General features: G+C 56.5%; 28 protein-coding genes. 13 read left to right on the plus strand and 15 right to left on the minus strand.

What is annotated here, in order from left to right; translation table 11 throughout:
• Positions 1-153 precede the first annotated feature (153 nt).
• Entirely contained in the window at positions 154-714 is a 561-nt protein-coding gene (locus IPN69_00475; GenBank protein MBK8809194.1) for a hypothetical protein, read from the minus strand.
• Positions 711-893 (minus strand): hypothetical protein, encoded by a 183-nt coding sequence (locus IPN69_00480; protein ID MBK8809195.1) that lies wholly within the window; start codon positions 891-893, stop codon positions 711-713. The genes IPN69_00475 and IPN69_00480 overlap by 4 nt, the downstream gene beginning before the upstream one ends.
• A gap of 346 nt (positions 894-1239) precedes the next feature.
• Here IPN69_00480 and dnaX point away from each other — a divergent pair, with 346 nt between their 5' ends.
• The 4 genes from dnaX (at position 1240) to IPN69_00500 (ending at position 5095) form a co-directional block, all read left to right on the plus strand.
• The gene (gene dnaX, locus IPN69_00485) at positions 1240-3102 is read left to right on the plus strand and encodes a DNA polymerase III subunit gamma/tau (protein ID MBK8809196.1); all 1863 of its coding nucleotides are present in this window, start codon (positions 1240-1242) and stop codon (positions 3100-3102) included.
• Positions 3103-3175: 73 nt separating this feature from the next.
• Complete coding sequence (locus IPN69_00490) at positions 3176-3382, plus strand: hypothetical protein (GenBank protein ID MBK8809197.1); 207 nt, start codon at positions 3176-3178, stop codon at positions 3380-3382.
• Positions 3383-3547: 165 nt separating this feature from the next.
• On the plus strand, positions 3548-4168 hold the full coding sequence (locus tag IPN69_00495) for a phosphatidylserine decarboxylase (GenBank protein ID MBK8809198.1): 621 nt from the start codon (positions 3548-3550) through the stop codon (positions 4166-4168).
• Between the two features lie 51 nt (positions 4169-4219).
• The gene (locus IPN69_00500; GenBank protein MBK8809199.1) at positions 4220-5095 is read left to right on the plus strand and encodes a CDP-alcohol phosphatidyltransferase family protein; all 876 of its coding nucleotides are present in this window, start codon (positions 4220-4222) and stop codon (positions 5093-5095) included.
• Positions 5096-5262: 167 nt separating this feature from the next.
• On the opposite strand, the gene IPN69_00505 is transcribed toward IPN69_00500, so the two are convergent.
• The 3 genes from IPN69_00505 to IPN69_00515 form a co-directional block, all read right to left on the minus strand.
• Positions 5263-6642: an O-antigen ligase family protein gene (locus IPN69_00505; GenBank protein MBK8809200.1), complete on the minus strand. Its 1380-nt coding sequence runs from the start codon at positions 6640-6642 to the stop codon at positions 5263-5265.
• 135 nt (positions 6643-6777) lie between these two features.
• A complete protein-coding gene (locus IPN69_00510; protein ID MBK8809201.1) occupies positions 6778-8013 on the minus strand; it encodes a carbohydrate binding domain-containing protein in 1236 nt (411 codons plus the stop codon).
• Between the two features lie 88 nt (positions 8014-8101).
• Positions 8102-9217: a DegT/DnrJ/EryC1/StrS family aminotransferase gene (locus tag IPN69_00515; protein MBK8809202.1), complete on the minus strand. Its 1116-nt coding sequence runs from the start codon at positions 9215-9217 to the stop codon at positions 8102-8104.
• A gap of 72 nt (positions 9218-9289) precedes the next feature.
• On the opposite strand from IPN69_00515, the gene nth reads away from it, so the two are divergent.
• Positions 9290-9925, plus strand: a complete 636-nt coding sequence (gene nth, locus IPN69_00520) for an endonuclease III (protein MBK8809203.1) — start codon at positions 9290-9292, stop codon at positions 9923-9925.
• On the opposite strand, the gene IPN69_00525 is transcribed toward nth, so the two are convergent.
• On the minus strand, positions 9922-10317 hold the full coding sequence (locus IPN69_00525; GenBank protein MBK8809204.1) for a hypothetical protein: 396 nt from the start codon (positions 10315-10317) through the stop codon (positions 9922-9924). The two genes, nth and IPN69_00525, sit on opposite strands and share 4 nt — an antisense overlap.
• A gap of 16 nt (positions 10318-10333) precedes the next feature.
• Here IPN69_00525 and IPN69_00530 point away from each other — a divergent pair, with 16 nt between their 5' ends.
• Both IPN69_00530 and IPN69_00535 read left to right on the plus strand, forming a co-directional pair.
• On the plus strand, positions 10334-10768 hold the full coding sequence (locus IPN69_00530; GenBank protein ID MBK8809205.1) for a hypothetical protein: 435 nt from the start codon (positions 10334-10336) through the stop codon (positions 10766-10768).
• A 43-nt stretch (positions 10769-10811) separates the two neighbouring features.
• On the plus strand, positions 10812-11318 hold the full coding sequence (locus tag IPN69_00535) for a GNAT family N-acetyltransferase (GenBank protein MBK8809206.1): 507 nt from the start codon (positions 10812-10814) through the stop codon (positions 11316-11318).
• A 137-nt stretch (positions 11319-11455) separates the two neighbouring features.
• Here IPN69_00535 and hypE read toward each other — a convergent pair whose 3' ends face one another.
• From hypE to IPN69_00580, 9 genes are all read right to left on the minus strand, one after another.
• On the minus strand, positions 11456-12526 hold the full coding sequence (gene hypE, locus IPN69_00540; GenBank protein MBK8809207.1) for a hydrogenase expression/formation protein HypE: 1071 nt from the start codon (positions 12524-12526) through the stop codon (positions 11456-11458).
• A 49-nt stretch (positions 12527-12575) separates the two neighbouring features.
• On the minus strand, positions 12576-13328 hold the full coding sequence (gene gph, locus IPN69_00545; protein ID MBK8809208.1) for a phosphoglycolate phosphatase: 753 nt from the start codon (positions 13326-13328) through the stop codon (positions 12576-12578).
• Positions 13329-13338: 10 nt separating this feature from the next.
• Entirely contained in the window at positions 13339-13623 is a 285-nt protein-coding gene (locus IPN69_00550; GenBank protein ID MBK8809209.1) for a hypothetical protein, read from the minus strand.
• Between the two features lie 224 nt (positions 13624-13847).
• Positions 13848-14948 (minus strand): hydrogenase formation protein HypD, encoded by a 1101-nt coding sequence (gene hypD / locus IPN69_00555; protein MBK8809210.1) that lies wholly within the window; start codon positions 14946-14948, stop codon positions 13848-13850.
• A 123-nt stretch (positions 14949-15071) separates the two neighbouring features.
• Positions 15072-15353, minus strand: coding sequence for a HypC/HybG/HupF family hydrogenase formation chaperone (locus IPN69_00560; protein MBK8809211.1), 282 nt, complete (start codon positions 15351-15353; stop codon positions 15072-15074).
• 94 nt (positions 15354-15447) lie between these two features.
• Positions 15448-17799 carry a carbamoyltransferase HypF gene (gene hypF, locus IPN69_00565; protein ID MBK8809212.1) on the minus strand — a complete coding sequence of 784 codons (2352 nt, stop codon included), beginning with the start codon at positions 17797-17799 and terminating at the stop codon, positions 15448-15450.
• A 61-nt stretch (positions 17800-17860) separates the two neighbouring features.
• Positions 17861-18538, minus strand: coding sequence for a hydrogenase nickel incorporation protein HypB (gene hypB, locus IPN69_00570; protein ID MBK8809213.1), 678 nt, complete (start codon positions 18536-18538; stop codon positions 17861-17863).
• On the minus strand, positions 18516-18878 hold the full coding sequence (locus IPN69_00575; protein MBK8809214.1) for a hydrogenase maturation nickel metallochaperone HypA: 363 nt from the start codon (positions 18876-18878) through the stop codon (positions 18516-18518). Before IPN69_00575 ends, hypB begins: the two co-directional genes overlap by 23 nt.
• Before the next feature lie 392 nt (positions 18879-19270).
• Positions 19271-19615, minus strand: coding sequence for a DUF1801 domain-containing protein (locus IPN69_00580; GenBank protein MBK8809215.1), 345 nt, complete (start codon positions 19613-19615; stop codon positions 19271-19273).
• Here IPN69_00580 and IPN69_00585 point away from each other — a divergent pair.
• The 6 genes from IPN69_00585 (at position 19599) to rpoZ (ending at position 21801) form a co-directional block, all read left to right on the plus strand.
• Positions 19599-19883: a hypothetical protein gene (locus IPN69_00585; GenBank protein MBK8809216.1), complete on the plus strand. Its 285-nt coding sequence runs from the start codon at positions 19599-19601 to the stop codon at positions 19881-19883. The two genes, IPN69_00580 and IPN69_00585, sit on opposite strands and share 17 nt — an antisense overlap.
• A gap of 56 nt (positions 19884-19939) precedes the next feature.
• On the plus strand, positions 19940-20113 hold the full coding sequence (locus tag IPN69_00590; GenBank protein MBK8809217.1) for a hypothetical protein: 174 nt from the start codon (positions 19940-19942) through the stop codon (positions 20111-20113).
• Between the two features lie 165 nt (positions 20114-20278).
• The gene (locus tag IPN69_00595) at positions 20279-20695 is read left to right on the plus strand and encodes an STAS domain-containing protein (GenBank protein ID MBK8809218.1); all 417 of its coding nucleotides are present in this window, start codon (positions 20279-20281) and stop codon (positions 20693-20695) included.
• Between the two features lie 119 nt (positions 20696-20814).
• A complete protein-coding gene (locus IPN69_00600; protein MBK8809219.1) occupies positions 20815-21333 on the plus strand; it encodes a hypothetical protein in 519 nt (172 codons plus the stop codon).
• A 10-nt stretch (positions 21334-21343) separates the two neighbouring features.
• Entirely contained in the window at positions 21344-21583 is a 240-nt protein-coding gene (locus tag IPN69_00605; protein MBK8809220.1) for a hypothetical protein, read from the plus strand.
• Positions 21580-21801 carry a DNA-directed RNA polymerase subunit omega gene (rpoZ, locus tag IPN69_00610; protein ID MBK8809221.1) on the plus strand — a complete coding sequence of 74 codons (222 nt, stop codon included), beginning with the start codon at positions 21580-21582 and terminating at the stop codon, positions 21799-21801. The genes IPN69_00605 and rpoZ overlap by 4 nt, the downstream gene beginning before the upstream one ends.
• Positions 21802-22295 lie beyond the last annotated feature (494 nt).

Consider the following 22295-nt stretch of genomic DNA (forward strand, 5'->3'; position numbering starts at 1 on the left):
GGGTTTCTGCCGAACGGCGCACCGAAGAAACACGAACCAAGCAAGTCCTATTGCTTCAGTCACTTCAAAACGTGTTTCTTGAGAGCTGAAAGTTCGAAGTCGTCAATCCACAGGGGCGGGCGGAACGGAATCATCTACTCATCGTAAATCAATTCAACGTTCCGACCGAACCGTTTCGGTTTTTCTGAAAATGTATTCCTGACCTTTCGGCGCCTTGAGATTGAGCACCGAAATCAGGCTCGCCGCGAAGACCAGAATCCAGATCAGCCAAACCGCCGGCATCGCCTGATTCATTCTCGAACGGATCTCGTTGTTCAACTCCGCGACGTTCTCCGCCCCGGCCTTGATCGCTTTCAGGTTCTTGAGCGCCGTTCCCGAGATCGGCAGCAAATACAACGCATCGACAATGATCAAACCGTAGAGCACGTGCTTCCAGGAAAGCCACGCGGTCGTAAAGATCGGCGTTTCGGTGACGTAACAAAGCACGATCCCGCTCGGCAGCATCAGCAGGAAAATGTAGGCGACGACGGTGTCGATCCCGTGCATCACCCGCGCGCGCTCGAGCCTCTCTTCAATCGGCTGCGAGGCGTCCTTGATCTTGAAGTGCAGCCAGAAAACGATGAAGTCGAACAAAAGCCAGGCGGCCGCCATCAGCGCGTGAACGCCCCGAAAGCTGATATCGACCAGATCTACGCCAAAAATCTCGTTGCTCATTGTTTTTTCGGAAAGAATAGCCGGACAAGTTTCGGAAGCGCAAAAAGCGCGCAACCGCTGTAGATCATCGTGTTCAGCAAGAGTGAAAGCTCGAAACCCGAAAGATACATCTGCCGGCCATAACCGATCCCAAGATAGAATCCGCCAAAAACAATGATCAACCACAGTAACCAGATCAAAAACATACGCTTCGTTGGGAACCGGAACGCGTCCGGCTAATTTGTTATAAGTCGATAACAAATTACAGCACTTTCAGTTGCGCGTCAACGGCCCGATCGCCTCTGCGAATCGACCTCCTGGCCGTTGCCGAAGACGAGCCGTCTCCGCCCGATCCGCGATCGTCGGGCACTCTTTCGCAGACCGCGAAAAGCCGCGGTCTGCGTGACCGGATTTTGCGTCTTTGCGCCTTTGCGGGAACACCTCGAAAACGGCTATTATCTTATCCTTGATTCAACTCAGATTTGCTTTCGGATCTTGGTGCGGCAATCAATCCAAGATCGAAAATTGCAGATCCAAAATCGAACGATGTCTTATCAGGTAATCGCCAGAAAATGGCGGCCGCAGTCATTTGAAGAGGTCACCGGCCAGGAAGCGATCACTCACACGCTTCGCAACGCCATCGAGCACGACCGGCTCCACCACGCATATCTTTTTTCGGGCGCGCGCGGCGTCGGAAAAACGACGACGGCGCGGCTTCTTGCGAAAGCGCTCAACTGTCACAAGACTTCGCAGCCGAATCCCGTTCCCTGTTCGTACAACGATCCGGATTCGTGTCCGTCGTGCCGCGAGATCGCCGAAAGCCGGTCGATCGACGTACTCGAGTTTGACGCCGCCTCGCACACCGGCGTCGATGCCATCCGCGACATCATTCTCGAAGGGATAAATTCCTCGGCGGCGCGCGACCGATTCAAGATCTTCATCATTGACGAAGTTCATATGCTTTCGAATTCGTCGTTCAACGCGCTGCTCAAAACCCTCGAAGAGCCGCCGCCGAACGTCGCGTTCATTATGGCGACGACCGAGCTCCACAAGGTTCCCGACACGATCTCGTCGCGATGTCAGGAATTCGAGTTCCGAACGATCCCGGTCCCGAAAATTTTCGCGCGGCTCAAACTGATCGCCGATGCCGAAAAGATCAAGGTCACCGATGAAGCGCTGCGCGAGATCGCGCGTTCCGGCGAGGGCTCGATGCGCGACGCGCAAAGCAATTTCGATCAGGTCATCAGTTTTTCAGGCGACGCGATCGACGTTCTCGACGTTTCGAAGGCGCTCGGCATCGCCGGCGCCGAGATGCTCACGCGGATCGTGACCGCAATCGCCCATAATCAGCCGGTCGAGGCGATCAACATCGTCGACGACCTCATTTCGCGCGGCCACGATCTGCGCTCGTTCTGCCGCGACCTCCTCAGTTTCGTCCGCGACCTGCTCGTCACGAAGATCGCCGGACATAATGAAGCGTTGCTTGAGACGGCGGCGCTTGGCATCGACGAGCTTCAAAAATTCGCGCAGCATTTTACCGAATCCGACCTCGTAAGGTTTTTCAATTCCCTCGCCGAAACGGAACTCAAACTTCGGGACGCGACCCAATCGCGCTATGTGCTCGAGATCGGACTCGTGAAACTGGTCGAGATGCGCCGCGTCGTCGCTATCGAGGGAATCCTCGAACGATTATCGAGGCTCGAAGCCAAGGCTGCGGCCGGTGCGGCCGGCGAAATCTCTACAGGGGCTCCGGCTCCGGCGGAAAAAAAAACTCTGAAATCTGAGATCACGCCGCCCGCGGACGTCCCGTTCCCGACGAATGCCGAAATTTCCGAGCCGTTGCCGACGATCAGCCGCTTCCGGGAGGCGGCACCGACAATTGCCCGCGAACCCGAGATGCCTCCGCAACCGGATTTCGCGCCGGTCGATCGGCGTGATGAGAAAATCGTTGCCGAACCTTCGCTTCCCGCCATCGGCGAACCGGCGCCGAAAAGGAATTTGATCGCCGAGATGCTCGCATCGATGCCGCTCAAGCTTTTGCCGATCACCTCCGAAGAGCTTGCGCACGTCGACGACAATCGACTCGACGCCGCGTATGAGCATAAACTCCGGCTCAGCGGCGACGATCTGTTTCCAATTCATTCCGCGAACGCGCTCGCCGCGATGCTCACTGCAAAAACCGAACCCGCCGCGGTCGAATCCGGCGGCGGCGCGGGAACCGCGACGCGGCTGAAGCCCGAATTCGCCATTCCTGAGTTTGACAATGACGCGGACGACGCGCCGATCCCGGTGCTTCCGGAAAACCCGACCGAGGCCGACTTGCTGCAGTACGCCGAGCAACATCCAACGGTCCGCCGCGTCGTTCGCGCGTTCCGCGGAAAGATCGTCGAGGTCCGGCCAAAACAATAATTTTCAACCGATTGAAATTTTCGGGAACAAATTCCGGAGGCGCGCGTAATTCACTACGGAGGTGGTTGAGACAATGCGCGAACCTTGGATAGCAGGTATTTTGAGTTTTTTGGTGCCCGGAGTCGGCCAAATTTACAACGGACGGATCATTGTCGGCATTCTGTGGCTGATATTGACCGGAGTTTCGTGGATCGGGTCGGCGGGAACGCTCGGTTGGATCGTTCATCTGATCGCCGCTTGGTGTGCTTACAGCTTTGCCAAAGACAACCCCGTAAGATAAGTCAGAAGTTATTTCATGCAGTCCTCCTTTGTGCCCGGTGATCGAAATCATCGGGCTTTTTTACTTTTTTCGTGCAGTTAACGTAGAATCAACTTTGGTTTTTTTGGCAACAAACTCACGGTCCGTAATTTTTGAGGATTTCGGACGAGTTTCGCGCCGCTTATTATGGTACGTGAAGGGTTTCCGTTTTTGTTCGCCGCCGCGCTTCCCGCGATCGTTTTCGCGGCGCTTTTTTTTGCGCTCGGAGGCATTGTTTTTATCGTCGGCGCGATCGTGTTTCTGGCGCTTGCCGCCTTTATGGCCTATTTTTTTCGTGACCCCGAGCGCCATCCGCCGACCGGCGACGACATCATCGTCTCCGCCGCCGACGGTCGCGTGACACGTGTCGAAGAAAGCGAGAAAGGAGCATTCGTCAGTGTTTTCCTGTCACCGTTTGACGTCCACATCAATCGCTCGCCGATTACCGGGACCGTCACCGAAATCAATTACATCCGGGGCAAGAAAAATCCCGCGACGAGCGACGAAGCGAGTCTCGTCAACGAACGCAATTCGCTGACGATCGAAAACCCGCGGATGACGGTCGTCTGCACGCAGATCGCTGGCATCGTCGCACGCCGGATTGTCTGTCACAGCAAAAAAGGCGATAATCTGAAACTCGGCGAAAAGTTCGGCCTGATCAAATTCAGTTCGAGGACCGACCTGCTGATGCCGAAATCGGTCGAGGTGCTCGTCAAAGTCGGCGACCGCGTCGTCGGCGGCGAAACGATCATCGCCCGTCTGAAGTGACTTGCGAAACTTCAATCGCGAATCGGAAATCGAAATTCGCAAATCGAAAGTATGGAAACCGAAGACAATCTGCCCCCGCATAAGGGACTGAAGAAAGGACTCTATCTAATTCCGACCGCGTTTACGGCAGCGAATGTCGGGATGGGTTTCCTCGCCGTGCTCTATTCGGTGCGCGGCTTTCAGACGGTGACCTCGGATCCGGTGAACGCGGCATCATATTTCAACTATGCCGCGCTGGCGATTGGATTGGCGATTCTTTTCGACACACTCGACGGACGCGTCGCTCGAATGACGCGGACCGCGACCGAGATCGGTGTTCAGCTTGACTCGCTCGCCGACGTCGTGACCTTCGGCATCGCGCCGATCGCGCTTGTTTACGCTTGGGGCATCGCGCCGGTTTTCCCCGAAAAAACGGCGATGCATAATCTCGGCGTGTTCCTGCTGTTTATGTATCTGATGTGCGGGGCATTCCGGCTGGCGCGTTTCAATCTGCAGGCGACGCGTCCGCACGTGCTGATCGAAGGCGCGACCAACGTCGATAAAAAGAATTTCGTCGGACTCCCGATTCCGCCCGCCGCCGGCCTGATGGCGTCGATCATCCATTTCGCCCCGCAGCCTTTGAATTCCTACGTCGGCGACTACGCGCATTTCTACGGCATTATGATCCTGACGCTGCTCGGCGTCCTCGGATTGCTGATGGTGAGCACTATCCGCTATACGAGTTTCAAGACGGTGGCGACGGGCCGGACGAACATCTATATCGTCCTTCTCGTGGCGGCGGTCGCGATGCTGATCTGGTTCTATTCCCAATACGCGCTGCTCATCCTCAGCGGCGTTTACGTCTCGCACGGCGTCATTTGGTACGTCCTTGGACTGCTCAGCCCGCGCCGCAAGCGGGAGGAGATTCGGGAGACGGTCGAATCTTGATTGCCCGCAATTTCCGGCAATCGCAAACGGAGCATTTGGGCCCCGACTTCTTTAATCCCAGATTACTCATCAAAAGCAATTTCCCGCGACAAACAACACCAAAAATGCCGTTTTTCGCGTTTTTGGTGTGTTTCGCGGGAAAGAAATTTTATATTACGTAATTTGGGTTAATCGGAGATTTCCTTTCTTTTCTTGGCTTCGATCGGCGTGACGTTGGCCTTCCGACGTTTTCTTTCGAAAACTCCGTCGTCGTCGGCATAATCAAAACCGCAAGCGACAATCAGTCCAACCAACGTCAAAAACATCAACGTGATCGCTGTGGTGTGCAGGACGAAGTCGAAAATACTGTGGACGAGGATCGCAAAACAGCCGGCAAGCGCGCCGAGAGCGACTCCGCGCCGGTATATGTTTTCCGATTTCGCGCTCCGAAGTCCGGTCCGAAACAGCTTGAAGATGAAATATCCGGCGAGGACCAAACCGACAAGTCCGGCGTCGGCCAGTATCTGCAGATAATCGTTATGCGCCTGCTCGACGCGCCCGAGCCCGTTCATCGTGTCGTACGGCGTGTAGGCCGCCGCGAACGCGCCGATGCCCGCACCGAAAGGAAGGTTGTTCCGGATGACTTGCAGCGTGACGCTCCAGATCTGAAGGCGATTGGCCGAAAAGTCGTCGGAACGCGCGGTTTCGGCGAGGCGCGTCAGGGATGATTCGCCGCCGATGAAGATCGATCCGAAAACGACGACGAGCAGCAAGATCACCGCAAGCGCTGCCTTGACCGCGACTTGATTGCCGCTCTTCGCCTTGCTCGTCAGCAGAACAAGGAAAACGATCGCCGCCAGCAAGGCCACAAGACCGCCGCGCGAACCGCTCATTATCAGGGAAACTCCCATCAAGCCGATTGCGGTCAGCGTGATCAGACGCTTGTCGCGCGGCACCGCGCCGGCGAAAAACATCCCGAGCGGAACGGCCATCGCCATCTCCATAAACGCCGCGAAATTGTGCCGGTTGACGAACGATCCAAATGGCTGAGCGGCGTGCTGCGCCTCGTATATCCCGTAGATCTTCGTCGGGCTCAGAACATATTGAATGATCGCGAAGAACGCGAAAAGAAACCCGAAAACGGTGATCAGCGTCGTCAGGCGGCGGATTCTGGCGGCGCTGTCGAGCACGCCCACAAGCATCGCGAAATAAAGGAACAGCGCCAGGAGATGCAGTGCGAACATCTGCGTCCAGAACGGTTCAAGCGAGATCGTCCGCCTGATTCCCGAAAGTCCGCCGATCTCGGCGATCGACCCGAATGGCACGATCTGTATCAGCGCGTAGACGACCGTCAAAAGGATCGGGACCTGTAGCGCCGTCCGGCTGAACTTGAAAACTCCTGTTCGAAGCGAATCGACGGCCCACAGGATCACCGCGATCGCGACGATCAGATACGCGATCGCGATGATCGGCTGATGCACCGCGCCGTACGCGAGTGTCGTGAAGACGAGCAACGCGCAAAGCAGAAAGAACAACAGCCGGCTAATTGTCGTGGTTTCGATTTTCATCCTGATTAACTGCAACCAAATCAACGGCTTGCGGTGTCCGCCCGCAGTTCGCCACCATCTCCGAACAAGTCGATTCCCCGGCGATCGCCTTGACACCGTTTCGCGACGTTGGCAAGCGCTACGCTCGCGCTCCGATCAGCTCTCGAGTTTGACGTCGTCGATCCAGACCGTTCCGACGATCGGGCACGCGTCGCCGCAATAGGCGCGGTCGAACCGGAGCAGGATTCCCTCGGCATTCGCCGGAGTCGAAAATTCGAGCTTGATCTCGCTCCATTCGTTCGTTTCGGTCGGAAAAGCCGCGCTCGTCGCAATGATCTTGTCGTCGTTTGCGTTGACGACCTCGATCAGCGGAGTTCCGGCGCTCTTCAGATTTTCGGTTCGAACCCAGAATCTCAACCGGTAGCGCTTTGACGATTCGACGGCGACGACCTGCCAGACGTTCTTGATCTCGATGCCTGTGAATCCGTTGAAGCTGATCCGCAAACTGCGTCCGCCCTCACGCTTCTTGAACTGATCGGGCTTCGCTTCGACCTTGTCCAGTTTTACGATCTTCCAGTTGAAATAGACCTTTTGCGCCTCTTCGAGGATCGGCGACTCGAAGCCGCCGTTCTGGACCTCGCCGATCTTCGCCTGCGGTTCGATCGCCAATTGATGGACGAAAGACGCCGCCGAACGAAAATAACGCTTTTCGTAAAGGGCCTGCGTGACGATCCGCGCAATGTCCTGGTGAGCCTGCTTTTCCTCGGGCGTCAGTGAATTCCAAACCCGCAGCGATTCCGGCGCGAGTTCCTTCGCGGCATAGAATTTAGCCAATCCGGCGCGAACCTCGGGCTTCGAACCCGTAAGCTCTTCAAGCCTCTTCGGATCCTTGTCGAAATACTCCCAGGCGATCGACAGAACCTGCTCACGATACTCGCTGCTTGTTTCAGCAGCGACGCGAAACTCGTTTATTGCTTCGGTTTCACGACCCCGACGAAGATAGAAATTTGCCAAGTGCCAGTGCGAATAACTGTAATTCGGGGCAAGTTCGACGGCGCGCCTGAAGGCCTTTTCGGAACGCTCGAACTGCTCCGCCTGTTCGAGGCCGCGTGCCAATTCAACCCACGCACGATGATCGTGCGGCGCGTTGCGCACCATATCTTCAAAACTCGCGACCGAGAGCGCCGCTCCGTCGTTTGTGAAGTCCTCCTTGAAAATGCTCGCCCGCAGCCAATTCGTCATCGGATCATTGGGACTCAAACCGTATGCGAAATCCGCGATCGCGGCCGCATTCGGCGCGTTCGGCTGCGTCAGCGACCCGAGCATATTCCCGATCTGCCAGCGAATGGAGAACCAGCCGAAAAGGAGGGCGACCGCGATTATCGCGGCCATCAGCCCGCGTCCTTTAAGACTTTTGGTTTCAACGACTTTGAAAGGTAAAGACACGATGTATGAAAATTATGCGATTTGCTCTTTTTAATCAAGCGAAAAACTCTGCGATCTTTGCGACGACGTATTCCAGTTGCTCGGGCCGCAATTCCGGAAAGATCGGGATCGCAAGCGTTTCGCGGGACGCCCGCTCGCTTTCCGGAAGATCGCCCTGCCTGCCGCCGAGATACGCGAAACATTCCTGCAGATGAAGCGATACCGGATAATAGATGTCGGTGCCGACTCCGCTTTCCGTCAGAAACGCGCGCAGTTCGTCACGTTTTTCGGGAACACGGATCACGAACTGATTATATATGTGTCGAACATTCTCGCGTTCGAACGGCAAAATGACACGGTCGCCAAGCCCGGTATTCGCGAACAGCTCGCGATAGCGGTCGGCGTTCGCTTTGCGGCGTTGCGACCATTCGTCGAGATGCGGCAGTTTCACACGCAGCACCGCGCCCTGAAAACCGTCAAGACGCGAGTTTAGTCCGACCCATTTGTGATAGTAGCGCTCGAAAGACCCGTGAACGCGAAGCGCATTCAGTTTGTGCGCCAGTTCGTCGTCGTCGGTCGTCATAAAACCGCCATCGCCCATTCCGCCAAGATTCTTCGACGGATAGAAGCTGAAGCAGCCGATCTCGCTCATCGCGCCGGCCCGGACTCCGTTCTCTTCAGCGCCGATGGCCTGCGCCGCATCTTCGACGAGCGGGACACCGTGGCGCGCCGCGATCTTGCGCAGTTCCGTCATTTCGGCGCATTGCCCGTACAGATGGACCGGCTGGATCGCCTTCGTCCGTTCGTTGATCTTCGCTTCGACCTGCGAAACGTCGAGATTGTACGTTTCGGGATCGATATCGACAAAGACCGGAGTCGCGCCGAGCCGGGTGACCGCCGACACGGTCGCAAAGAAACTGTACGCCGTGGTGATGACCTCGTCGCCCGGGCCGATGTCGAAGGCCATCAGCGCGAGAAGAAGCGCGTCCGTCCCCGAGGCACAGGCGATCGCGTGTTTCGTGCCGCAATAGGCCGCGAGTTCCTTTTCGAGCGCCGCGACCTCGGCGCCGAGGATGAAACCATTCGTGTCGAGAACGCGTCCGAGCGCGGCCTCGATCTCGGGCCGCAGTGCGCGATTCTGTTCGGACAGGTCAAGTAAAGGTACTTTCATTGCTATGTCTGGATTTTACCGAAACGGCGTCCGATTTGCATTTTGGTTGATTCTTTTTTAGCCTTAACGACAATGATTCCTGATAAGACCGCGCTCACGGCCGAGATCGTCAAACGGCTCAAGAAAGCCTATCCGGACGCGCACTGCGCGCTCAATCATTCGAATGCGCTCGAACTGCTCGTCGCGACGATTCTTTCGGCCCAGTGCACCGACGACCGGGTCAACATCGTGACGGCCGAGCTTTTCCGAAAATACAGGACGGCGCGAGACTACGCCGGGGTTTCGCAGGAAGATCTTGCCGAAGACATCAAGTCGGTGAACTTTTTCAACAACAAGGCAAAGGCCATCCGCGGCGCGGCGCAAAAACTGGTCGACGATTTCGGCGCCGAGGTCCCGAAAACGATGGACGAACTGCTGACTTTGAACGGCGTCGCCCGCAAAACCGCGAACGTCGTCCTCGGCAACGCTTTCGGCATCGCATCGGGAGTGGTCGTCGACACGCACGTCGCGCGGCTCTCGCAACGGTTGGGTCTGACCGACGAAACGACGCCGGAGAAGATCGAAAAGGAACTCGCCGGGATCGTGCCGAAAAAACACTGGGTTATGTTCCCGCACTGGCTGATCACCCACGGCCGCCAGGTCTGCAAGGCCCGCGGCCCGAAGTGCGACGAATGCGTGCTCAGCGAGATCTGCCCGAAACGACTCTAGATTTTGGATTTTGGATGTTTCAGATTCCAGATTCCAGATTCCAGATATTTTTGGATTTTGGATTTTGGATTTTGGATTTTAGATTTTGGATTGGGTTGCATTTGATCAAGGAATCCCTCGAACGTTTGGAATCCTGGATTCTCTGGAATCCTGGAATCTCTGGAATCTCTGGAATCTCTGGAATCTCTGGAATCCTGGAATCCTGGAATCCTGGAATCTCTGGAATCCTGGAATCTCTGGAATCCTGGAATCCTGGAATCCTGGAATCCTGGAATCCTGGAATCCTGGAATCCTGGAATCCTGGAATCCTGGAATCCTGGAATCCTGGAATCGGGAGCTTTGAAAAACCCACGGGTTCTTTGTATTTCGGGGTCGGGACGAGTCGGTACCATCTGCGGTAGCGGATGGTTGAAGATCGGTTGGTATCAATACTTCGGTCCGGGAGTGCCGCATCCAACCATCCGCTACCGCAGATGGTACCGACTCGACGCGATTGAAACGCGATTCGGGATTCCCGGTCTGGAATCCTCGAATCCTGGAATCCTGGAATCCTGGAATCCCTGGAATCTTGAAATCCTTGGAATCCTGGAATTCTTAGATCCTGGAATCCTGGAATCCTGGAATCTCTGGAATCCCGAAATCTTGAAAGTTATGAATACCGAAGACGTGACGATCGTATTTCACGGGTTTCTGAACCTGACGGGCAAAGAGAAACTGCGGCTGGTCGAGGCGATAAACGAGTATTTCGATTCGAATGAACGCGAGCCGATCCGCGCCGAAAACGAAGTCGAATTCGCCAAGATCGATCTCGCGGGCAAAAAATGCAAATGCTGCGGTCGCTGAATTCGGCGACGGCCCGCTCTCAGTTGCGCTGCAAAAGAAATTGATGAAGATAATCGCGGCAAATGAAGACCACGTCCCGGCGATCGTCGGGATGATGCGCGAGTTCGCGATCTTCGAGAAACTCGAGCAGTTTTTTGAGATCACGGAAGACCGGCTTCGCATCGCGCTTTTCGGCGAGACGAAGATCGCCGAAGCGCTCGTCGCCTTTGACGGCGACACGCCCGCGGCATACGCCGTCTTTTATCCGAACTTCGCGACATTTCGCGGTCAGCGGGGCTTTTATCTCGAGGACGTCTACATTCGCGAAGCGTACCGCGGCCAACGGCTTGGAGAAAGAATCCTCCGCGAGATCGCGCGCCTCGGCCGCGAACGCGGATACGAGAGAATCGATTTTCACGTGCTGAACTGGAACGAACCGGCGATCGGGTTTTACAAAAAACTCGGCGCCAACGACGATCCGGAAGATCTCCATTTTAAGTTTACCGATCAGGCCTTCGAGGCGCTCGCGGAAGGAGGTCCATGGTTGCGCGCACGATCTCCCAAGCGGTAGTGACTCGCCCCCCGATCACATATCGCAGGTGACAAACGCAAATCTCCGCGGTTGCCCGCCCGCTGACGCAGGCGGTACTGACTCGCCTCCGGATCGCAAACTCGGAACTGACCAATCGCTGATCGCAAATCGCAAGTTCAGCAAATCCTCGGAAGCTGTTCGCCGAGCTGCATATCGACGACTCGCGTCGATCCGAAGACCGTCCGGGCAACGACCATTCCCGCGTGATCGTCGACCACTTCCCCGATCACGACCGAGTCCCTTCCAAATTCGTTAAGCCGCATTCTCTCAACGACTTGATCCGCCGATTCGCGCGGGACGATGGCGAGCAATTTCCCTTCGTTCGCAACATAATACGGGTCGAGACCGAGCATCTCGCACGCGCCGCGGACGACCGGCGGAACCGGAATTTTGTCGTCGTAAATGCGAATCCCGACACGTGATGCTTTGGCGATCTCGTTGAGCGCCGACGCGATCCCGCCGCGCGTCGGATCGCGGAGGACCCGGATATTTTTCGTCACTTCAAGCATTTCATCCACAAGAAAGTTGAGGTTCGCGCAGTCGGATAAGACCGGCGCTTCAAATTCGAGTCCCTCGCGCTCGGACATGATCGCGATGCCGTGAAGCCCGATCTCGCCCGAAAGGATCAAGGCGTCGCCCGGACGCGCGAGGTTCGGCGCGATGTTCACGCCCGGCGGAATGATCCCGATACCGCTCGTGTTGATAAAAAGTCCGTCGCCTTTCCCCTTATCGACGACTTTCGTATCGCCGGTGACGATTTGAACGGCGGAGCGCTTCGCCGCCTCTCCCATCGAATTGACGATCCGCCCGAGCGATTCGACCTCCAAACCTTCCTCGATGATGAAACCGGCGCTCAGAAACATAGGTTTCGCGCCGCTCATCGCGACATCGTTGACGGTCCCGCAGACGGCGAGATGCCCGATGTTCCCGCCGCGAAAAAAAAGCGGTTGGACGACGAACGAATCGGTCGAATACGCGAGACGCGCACCGCCCTTGAGCAGTTCAAAAACGTCCAGCTGCGCGGAATCGGAGAGTTTATCGAGGCTTTCGTTCGAGAAGACGGGCAGAAACAGGTTCTCGACGAGTTCGTTCGACAGTTTACCGCCGCCGCCGTGTCCGAGCACGATCTTCGGATAGTCCCGCAAAGGCAACGGGCAGGTCCAGGTGTTGAAGTCAAGTTCACTCATCTGGATTTGGGAATTCCGATTTGTGATTTCGGATTTTGCCGTTTTGCGTTCATTGCCATACAAGTTTCTTCTCTAGATCCGCAAATGCCTCGATCAGTTCGTCCGCACCGGCCGCGATAAGTTCATCCTGTCCGCGAAAGCCGTAAGTACAGCCGATCGTGCGGACGCCGGCGTTTTGTCCGGCCTCGATATCGATACGGCTGTCGCCGATCATAACGCAATCGGTGATCTTGATCCCGAGCGATCGGGCCGTTTCAAGGAGCGGCATCGGATCGGGCTTCCGTTTCGGAAAAGTATCGCCGCCCGCCACGGCCTCAAAGTGGCCTGAGATCCCGAACGCTTCCAGGATCCGGACGCTGAAGTCACGAGGCTTATTCGTGATCACGGCCTTTCGGTAGCCGTCCAACTCACCGAGAATCTCCGCGACACCATCGTAAAGCCGCGTTTTGACCAGACAGTTACGACCGTAGTGGACGCGAAAGATCTCGATCGCTTTTTCAACAAGTCCGTTATCGGCATCCTGCCCGAGGCTCGCGCGTAAAGAACGTGACAGGAGGTTGAAAACACCTTCGCCGATGAACCCGTAAACCGAATCCGTCGGAATCAACTTCAATTCCATTTCCGCGAGTGCAAGATTTACCGAGTCCGCAAGATCGTCGCGGGAGTCAATCAAAGTCCCGTCAAGATCGAAAAACAAAATTCCGCGACTCATTTCCCCTCCAACGCGGTGCCCGAGCTCAGCCTTCGCACGATCCCGCAGCGGCCGCGAACGTATCCTTGAGTTGAGGTCCAGTTCGCTCATTCAAATAGAGTTATTTCGCCACCTTGCGCACCGACTTAAGCTTCGTAACACGCGCCTCAGCCGAGAACATTCCATCGCCAAACGGGCATTGCTGACTCCAGTCGACCTCACCGGTGAATTCGCATAAGTCGCCCGCTTTGCACTTCGCCAAGACAGTTCGGCCGATGTCGGAATCATTCTCGAAACAGAAGCCCGCAAGATCTCCGGACTCCACACCGTAATAGAGAATCGTCGACTCCGCTTCGTTGCTCCGGAGCCGCCCCTTGAAGGTCACCGTATCAACTTCCCTCTTCATTTCGCTCGGCGCTGAAACGGTCTTCGTCGGAGTTTGCCTTGAATCGCCAGTCGCTTTTGCAGCCGGGACTTCTTGTCCTTGATTCCCATTGTTTGTCGTCCTGGCGCCATCAGAACCTGTCCGGCATGAGATCAGTGCCGAAATCAAGACCAGCGCCCATAGTACCTGCAGATTTGCCTTCATAGGGTTTTGCGCGACACCTCTAAAAAAAAACTCGCGCCGAATCATTTTCCGCCCGCCGCAAAGCGCCCGTAATTGTAGTAGGCCGCGCAGGCGCCTTCGCTTGAGACCATCGTAGCGCCGAGGGGTTTGCGCGGCGTGCATTCCTTGCCGAACGCCGGGCATTCGTGCGGTTTGATCGTCCCTTGAAGCACCTCACCGGCGCGGCAGAGCGGCGATTCGACCGTTTTGATCCCCGTCACGTCAAATCTGAGCTCGGCGTCGAAATCGCGGTATTTCTCCGCCAGCGACCAGCCGCTTTTTGGGATCACACCGATTCCGCGCCAGGCCCGGTCGCTTTCGACAAAGACATCGGCGAGCATCGCCTGCGCCGCCTTGTTGCCTTCGTAGGTAACGATCCGCTCGTACGCGTTTTCGACCTCGTGACGACCCGATTCAAGCTGCAAAACGACCCGCCGGATGCCTTCCAGCACATCGAGCGGTTCAAATCCCGTGACGACGATCGGAACCTTGTATTTCTCGGCGAGCGGCGGATATTGCGAGAAGCCCATCACCGAACAGACGTGGCCCGCGGCGAGAAACCCCTGAACGCGGTTCGTCGGCGATTCCATTATCGCGGCGATCGCCGGCGGCACGAGAACGTGTGAGACGAGCATCGAGAAGTTCTTCAACCCCAGGCGTTTGGCCTGAAAAACCGCCATCGCGTTCGGCGGCGCGGTCGTCTCAAAACCGACACCGAAAAAGACGACCTCGCGATCCGGGTTCTCCTGCGCGAGCTTGATCGCGTCGAGCGGCGAATAGACCGTGCGCACGTCGCCACCGTCGCTCTTCACACGAAAAAGATCTTTTTCACTGCCCGGAACGCGCAGCATATCCCCGAACGAGCAGAAGATCACGCCCGGCTTGGCGGCGATCGCGAGCGCCTTGTCGATCAGTTCAAGCGGCGTGACGCATACCGGACAGCCCGGGCCGTGAATAAGTTCGATTTCTTTCGGGAGCAATTGGTCAATTCCGTTGCGGATGATCGAATGCGTCTGTCCGCCGCAGACCTCCATTATCGCCCAGGGCTTCGTGGTGGCGGCGCGAATCTCGTCAAAAAGCTTTCGGGCGAGTTCTGGATCGCGGAATTCCTGTTGGTACTTCATACGATTTTGGCCGGAGCGCAAGCGTCCCGCTTGCAATGAGCACGAAGTGCGAAAACGGCGATTGGATTTCGGAGTTCGCGACGCCGCTACGCGACGTTTGCAAGCGAGACGCTTGCGCTCCAATCAGTTCGTTTCAAACGAGTACTTTCCCGGCGGCGTTTCCTCTCCGAGTTCTTCCTCCAAAACGCCCATCTCGCGAAAGATCCGCAGCGTTTCAAGCGCCGATTCTTCGTCGAGCTTCTGGATCGCGAACCCGACGTGAACGATCGCATAGTCGCCGACGGCGATGTCGGGCAAGTATTCGAGGCATATCTCTTTCGTGATGCCGTCGAAGTCGATCTTCCCCATCCGCGCGCCGTTCGCCTCGTAAACTTCCCTGATTTGTCCCGGTACAGCTAAACACATAATTCATTTGCGATTGGCGATTTTCGATTTTCGATTGGCGGAAATTAATACCCCGGGATTCAAAGCCACGTGTTTCGGCCACTCAAATCCGAAATCACAAATCAGAAATCCGAATTCCTGCAAGCACTGCTTGCCCCAATGCCAGTCCGCCGTCGTTCGGCGGCACAATTCGATGAATCAAGACTTCGAACCTGTTTCGTTCAAGCATCGCGACCGATCTACTTAGAAGCGCAAGATTCTGAAAACATCCGCCGGTCAAAGCGACGCGGCCGATCCCCGTTTCACGCCGTAGTTTAACACTCAGTTCGACGATCAGCCGCGCGACCGCATTGTGGAATTTCGCCGAGATACGCGAAGCGCCGATGCCGTTTCGGACGTCCGCCACCACCTGCCTGATCAACTCCCGATAGTCGAACTCATCGCCGTTTATTTCAAACTCGTAAGATTCCGCCTCATTGTCATCCAAAACCGCTTCGAATTCAATCGCCGCCTGCGCCTCGTAAGTTGCGATCTGCCGGACACCCGCAAGCGACGCGACGGCGTCGAACAGACGTCCGAAGCTGCTGGTGTCGACCGTGTTCAGTTCCCGCTCGAACTGCGTCCTCAAGACTCCAAGTTCGGTCGGCGAACAATGAGCCGTGGTCGGCAGATCGTCCGACCATTCGACCCCCGCCTCGCGAAGCAGTCCGAGCGCGAGGCGATAGACGTTTCTCACCGATACATCGCCGCCGGCGAGCGGAAAGTACCTGAGGTGCGCGGCCCGTTCGAGCCGCTTGTAGCCGCCGACAAAGACCTCGCCGCCCCAGATCTTGCCGTCGGTGCCGTAACCCGTTCCGTCGAAAGCGAATCCGATCACCTCTTGGTCCGTGATTCCGTTCTCGGCCATTGCCGCCGCGACGTGCGCCTGATGATGTTGTATGCCGATGAAGTTCGACGAATTCCGCCGCGCCCAATTGCTCGAAAGATAATTCGGGTGAAGGTCGCCGGCGACGGCAACCGGTGCGACCCGAAAAAGGCGCTTCATTTGCTCGAAGGCGTTCTCGAACGCCCGGAGCGTCTCGAGATTTTCCATATCGCCGATATGCTGCGACATAAACGCGAAATTCTCTTTCGTCAGACAAAACGCAGCCTTGAGTTCCCCGCCCACGGCAAGGATTTCGGGCAGTCTGAACGGCAATTCGACCGGAAACGGCGCATAGCCGCGAGAACGGCGAACCGGGAGGATTTGCGATTTTCGATTTGCGATTTGCGATTGTTGTTCGTTCGCGCCTCGATCGTCCACATAATCCGCAATCCCAAATCCGAATTCCCAAATCCGCATCACGCTGTCGTCGCATTGGACAAAAATATCGCGGTTGTGAAGCAGAAAACTGTCGGCGAGGCTCTTGAGCGTTTCGAGCGCCTCGTCGTTGTCCTTTACGATCGGTTCATTCGAACGATTTCCGGATGTCATCACGAGGACGTCCAGTTCATCATCGAACAACAGATGATGAAGCGGCGCGTAGGGCAGCATTATCCCGATGAATTGGTTGTTCGGCGCGACTGATTCGGGAAGCGTGCCCGGCCTTTTCCGGAGAAGCACGATCGGCCGTTCGCGGCACTTCAAAAGTTCCCTTTCGGGGTCGTCGATCTCGGCAAACCGGCGCGCCGTTTCGATGTCGCGGCACATTACGGCAAACGGCTTGTCGATCCTGCCCTTGCGTCGTCGGAGTTCGTCGACGGCCAGCGCGTTCCGCGCATCGCAAGCGAGATGAAAACCGCCGATGCCCTTTATGGCAAGAAGCTTGCCCGATTTTAGATTTTGGATTTTGGATTTTAGATTTTCGAGCTGTTCATTGCGCGATGGTCGCAAAGCAGCGGAACAATCCGAAATCGAAAATCCAAAATCCGAAATCGCGGGTCCGCATCGCCAACAAGAAATTGGTTGCGCGTGAAATCGGCGATCGAGCGGATCGTGATATTCAGCCGAGCACGCGGCGCACATTTCGAAACGATCCATCGTCGTGTTCGGGCGGTCATACGGAACGGTGCGCGTGATCGTAAATCGCGGGCCGCAGTTGGTGCAGTTTATGAAAGGGTAAAGGTAGCGGCGGTCGGACGGATCAAACATTTCGCGCAGGCAGTCGTCGCACACCGAGATGTCAGGCGAGATCAATGTAAATTCCCCGGCGTGTGACTCGCTATCGATGATCCGGAAGTCCGCATCGCCCAGCGAGGCGATCTCGGTGACCGAAAACGAAGCGATGTGCGCGAGCGGCGGCGGATTTGCTTGCAGATAATCGGCGAACTCTGCCACCGACTCGCCTTCAGCTTCGATGAACACGCCTTTGCTTTCGTTTCCGACGAAGCCCCTGACGCCAAACCGTTTCGCCGCGGCGTAAACAAATGGACGAAATCCGACGCCCTGCACGACGCCTCCGATCTCAATCCTGAACCGTTTGCCCATAACCTCGCCAACCGCCCAAAGCTCACGGCTCATAGCTCGAAGCTCATAGCTCGAACCCGCCCTAACATACAACCGGTCGCTCACCGCTCACCCGCTCGAGATATCCGAACCATTCCGCAAAACCCGTTCCGCGTTTGGCCGAAGTTTCGATGATAGGGATGCCCGGCCGCACCGAGCGTATGTTCTCGTAACACGAATCGCGATCAAATTCGCATACTTCCGCCAAATCGATCTTGGTGATCAGCGCAACGTCCGAGCTATTGAAGATGGTCGGATACTTGAGCGGTTTGTCCTCGCCTTCCGTAACCGCGTGGAGTACCGCGCGCGACGTTTCACCGAGATCGTAACTCGAAGGGCATACAAGGTTTCCGACGTTCTCTATGAAGAGATAGTCGAGTTTCGCCAGGTCCCATCCATCGAGATGGCGTTCGATCATCTCGGCTTCGAGATGGCAGATCCCGTGTGTTTCGATCTGCCGCACGGGCACTCCGCTGCGTGCGAGGCGTTTGGCGTCGTTCTCGGTCGCGAGATCTCCGACGAGGGCCGCGACCCGGAATTCCAGCTCGGCCAATCGCCGCAGCGTTTCTTCGAGAAACGCGGTCTTCCCGGCCCCCGGCGACGAAACGAGGTCGATGACGCACACACCTGCGTCGCGAAATCGGCCGCGAAGGCCTTCGGCCAGTTGGTCGTTCTTCTTCAGGATGCCTTTCCTGACCTCAAGAATTCTCGGACTTTCCATCTTCAACCTCGATCGACAAAACTTCCAACTCCTTGCCCTGCAATAGCTTTCCGGTCAATTCGCCGCATCCGCCGCAGCGAAACACGGGCGGGATGCCGAGTACCGTATCGATACCGCAATCGTCACACCGGATGATCGCCGGCAGATCTTCGATCTCAAGTCTCGCGCCGGCGGAACGCGTTCCCTCGGCGGCGATCTCGAAACCGAAAAGCAGCGCGTCCCTGAAAACGCCAGCCATCGCTCCGATGCGCAGGTTGATAACGGTCGCACGCGATTCCGGAGTCGGCAGACTCTCTTCGACGGTTTCGACAATGCTGATCGCGATCGATAACTCGTGCATAGAATACGTAGTGAACCTTGTGGTCGGACGTCGTTGAGCAGTAAGCGGCCAACATTGTGGATTTGTTGGCCTCCGCCCCCGCACCGTTGACCACCGGCCACATCTTCACCGTTTACCGCTCACGGCTCACCGCTCACTGCTTACCGCTCACTGCCTACGGCTCACCGCTCACCGCTCCCTGCCTACCGCTCACCGCTCACCGCTCACTGCCTACGGCTCACTGCTTACCGCTCACCGCTTACCGCTCACTGCCTACCGCTCACTGCCTACGGCTCACTGCTCACCGCTCACTGCTTACCGCTCACGGCTCACCGCTCACTGCTCACCGCTCACTGCTTACCGCTCACGGCTTACCGCTCACTGCTTACCGCTGACGGCTTACCGCTCACTGCTTACCGTTTCGCCGCATTCCGCTCGACGCATAGCCGGAGCATCTTCTCGATCAGGGCATCGGGCAACGGGCGATCGAGCGTGAACTGAACCGTTCCCGCGGATGTCTTGAAATCCTTCAATTCATCGGCGCACGCGACGATCGGCGCGCGGCCCGGAAAAAAACTGCAGTGGTTCTTAAACGCCGCAAAACTGCATAGCATCCCGTGAAATTTGAGCGTCGGAACGCCGTAGCTGATACATTCTTCAGCTTCCGGCGCAATTCGTTTCGCGATTTCCCGCAAACGTTCAAGCTGCTCGCGCTGCTCGGGGCGAACGTTTGACAAATAAATGTCGATCTCGTTCATATTCACCGGACAGCTTTGCACGACCTGTCAAATTGTACAATTTTCATACTTCTATCTGATTCAACGACTGGACCTGATCGCCTTCAGCGAACATAAATCGACCGAACCAAAATCCGCAAGCCGGAGCCGAATTCGGACCATCGCGTTCCGTAAATATCCCACATTTGCGCGCATTTCCCTAGCGACGCAGGGAAGCCTGCAAAGCGTCCCGCACAGAATCGCGCATCCTGCAATTGCCGAGCATTCCGGTTGGTTTTTGCCGCAATGAAAGACTTCCTTTGAGGGCGCGTCGGCCGGGCGCAATCCACAAAACGCGAATGGTCGATGCAAATTCACGTCGAAGTCGTCGAAGGCCCCGAAGAGCCGGTCGGCGAGATCCTGCCGGGCGGCGTCGCCATCAGACGGAACGCTTGGGTTAGGGATCCGACCGCGCGCCCACCATTGATCACGAATCGCAAAACCCGACGGTTGCCCGACCGGCCACCGTCGCGGTTCTGAGTCGTCATCCGATTCGCAATCCCAAATCCGAATTCCCGATCCGCATCGACTTCGCCACCAATAGGGCGTATGCTTGAAATGTAAAGAATTTAGCTACTCTTTTCTCAGTTTCTCTGGAATCGGCCAGACCACCTGATCTGACACAGCTGATTAGCGGAGAATTCGATGAACAATCTTGAGATTACCGAACGCCGGGCTGGCGTCGTGACCGTGCTTGACCTGCGCGGAAACATTCGCTTGGGCGCGGGAAACATACACCTTCACAAAGCGCTGCGCGCGCTGGTCGACAAAGGCGAAAAGCGCATTCTGATCAATCTTGCCGACGTCACGCATATTGACTCCAGCGGGCTGGGCGAGTTGGTCGCGGGCTATACGACGCTCCAGAAAAGCGGCGGCGATATGAAACTCCTGAAACTCACGGAACGGGTCCGCGAACTGATGGTGATCACGAAATTGCTCACGGTTTTCGACGTTTTTGACGACGAACAGGAAGCGATCGGGAGTTTCGAAACGGTGGAAGACCCGGAAGTTGTCAACGGACCGCTCGAACAGGCCGCGGCCTCGCAGGGAGATTCCAAATGATAATCCTGTTTTTGCTGGGTTTGATCTCCGCTGCACTGTTCGTCAGATTTCAGGCGCTGGTGGCAGTGAACAATGTCAACACGTGCGCGATGCCGATCGATCAGAAGCTGGGGTGACGTATGTTGTTCGTAAATCTTCTGGTGAACGAGAAACTGCTCGACGCCGAAACCGCGCTGAGCCGCGCCGACGATCCGGCGAAGATCATCGGCCTGTGCCGAGATTACCTTGTTCTGCTCAACGTCTATCGTGACGAGCTCGGGAAACTCCGTGAGGATCGCAGGATCGCCGCGAGGCACACGTCGCCGCTGGCGAGGGATCTGACCGAACAGGTCCGGCGCGCGATCCGGACGGCCGTCGAGGTAACAACCCGTGAACGAAACCACGCCGAACGGCTGCTCGAATCGCTGACGGCGATCAGCGGCTACGAGGCGATGGAAACTTTCAACCTGCTCGCGTTTCGAGGGCTTTCGAATTGGGAGGTCCGGGCCGGCGGGGTCCGCGCGAAGTCCGCCAACGGCGATGCCTTCTTTACGATTGACGAGTCGGTCGCCGCCGCCGCCATTCTGCGCTGCGAAGAATACGCGGCCACGAAACGAACTTTTTTCCGCGACGCCGGCGATACTGCCGCCGCAGCCTGATTTGCGAATTATGACAACAGCGCTTTCAATTCCTTCAAAATGCGCCTGGTGCGAGGGTTCCGGAAAATGGAACGTCGCGCCGGGCAATGTGGCATCGTGCATCGTCTGCGGCGGCAAAGGCGCCGTCAACGCCGGCGTTTCGCCGGTCGAATGCCAACAATGCGGAGGCCGCGGCCGTGCGAACACCGTCACGCCGTGCCTGCAATGCGCCGGAACCGGATGGGAAACTTATCCGGCAAAAAAATTATGAGCATTATTACCGAACCGTTGATCGCGCCCGAGGATCTGATCCGCACGGGCTCGAACTTTCACAAGATCACCGTCGCGTTCCTGCGCTGGAAACAACTGAACCGCGGCGCCGACCCGCGCATCGAACCCGACAAATCGCGTCGCAAGAACACGACCATCGCCATCGAAGAGGTCCGTCAGGGCAAGATTCTGTTCTCGAAAAAAGACGAAGAAGAGTAGGACGATTGCGGATTTGGGAAATCGAATTTGGGAATTCGGGTTTCCGAATTTGGGATTCCAGATATTCCAGATTCGGGAGCTTTGAAAAACCCACGGGTTCTTTGTATTCGGGGCCGGGACGAGTCGGTACCATCTGCGGTAGCGGATGGTTGGTTGCGGCACTCCCGGACCGAGGTATTGATACCAATCTATCTTCAACCATCCGCTACCGCAGATGGTACCGACTCGACGCGATTGCAGCGCGATTCGGGATTTCCAGTCTCGAACCCTTGGAATTCTGGAATCTTGAATTCGGATCTGGAATCTTGGAATCTCGAACCTTCCTTGGAATCTTGGAATCTGGAATCCAAGTTCCAAGAATCTTGTATCGGCTTTGAAAAACCGAGGCGAACGAAGCAAGTCGCGTTTCCTACAGAACACAAATTGGCTGGGTGGAGCGGGTTTGTTTCAATCGATAGCAAAACGCTGGTTTCGAAGCATCCTCTTGCACCCGA

This window comes from Acidobacteriota bacterium, assembly GCA_016715115.1.
Taxonomy (GTDB): domain Bacteria; phylum Acidobacteriota; class Blastocatellia; order Pyrinomonadales; family Pyrinomonadaceae; genus JAFDVJ01.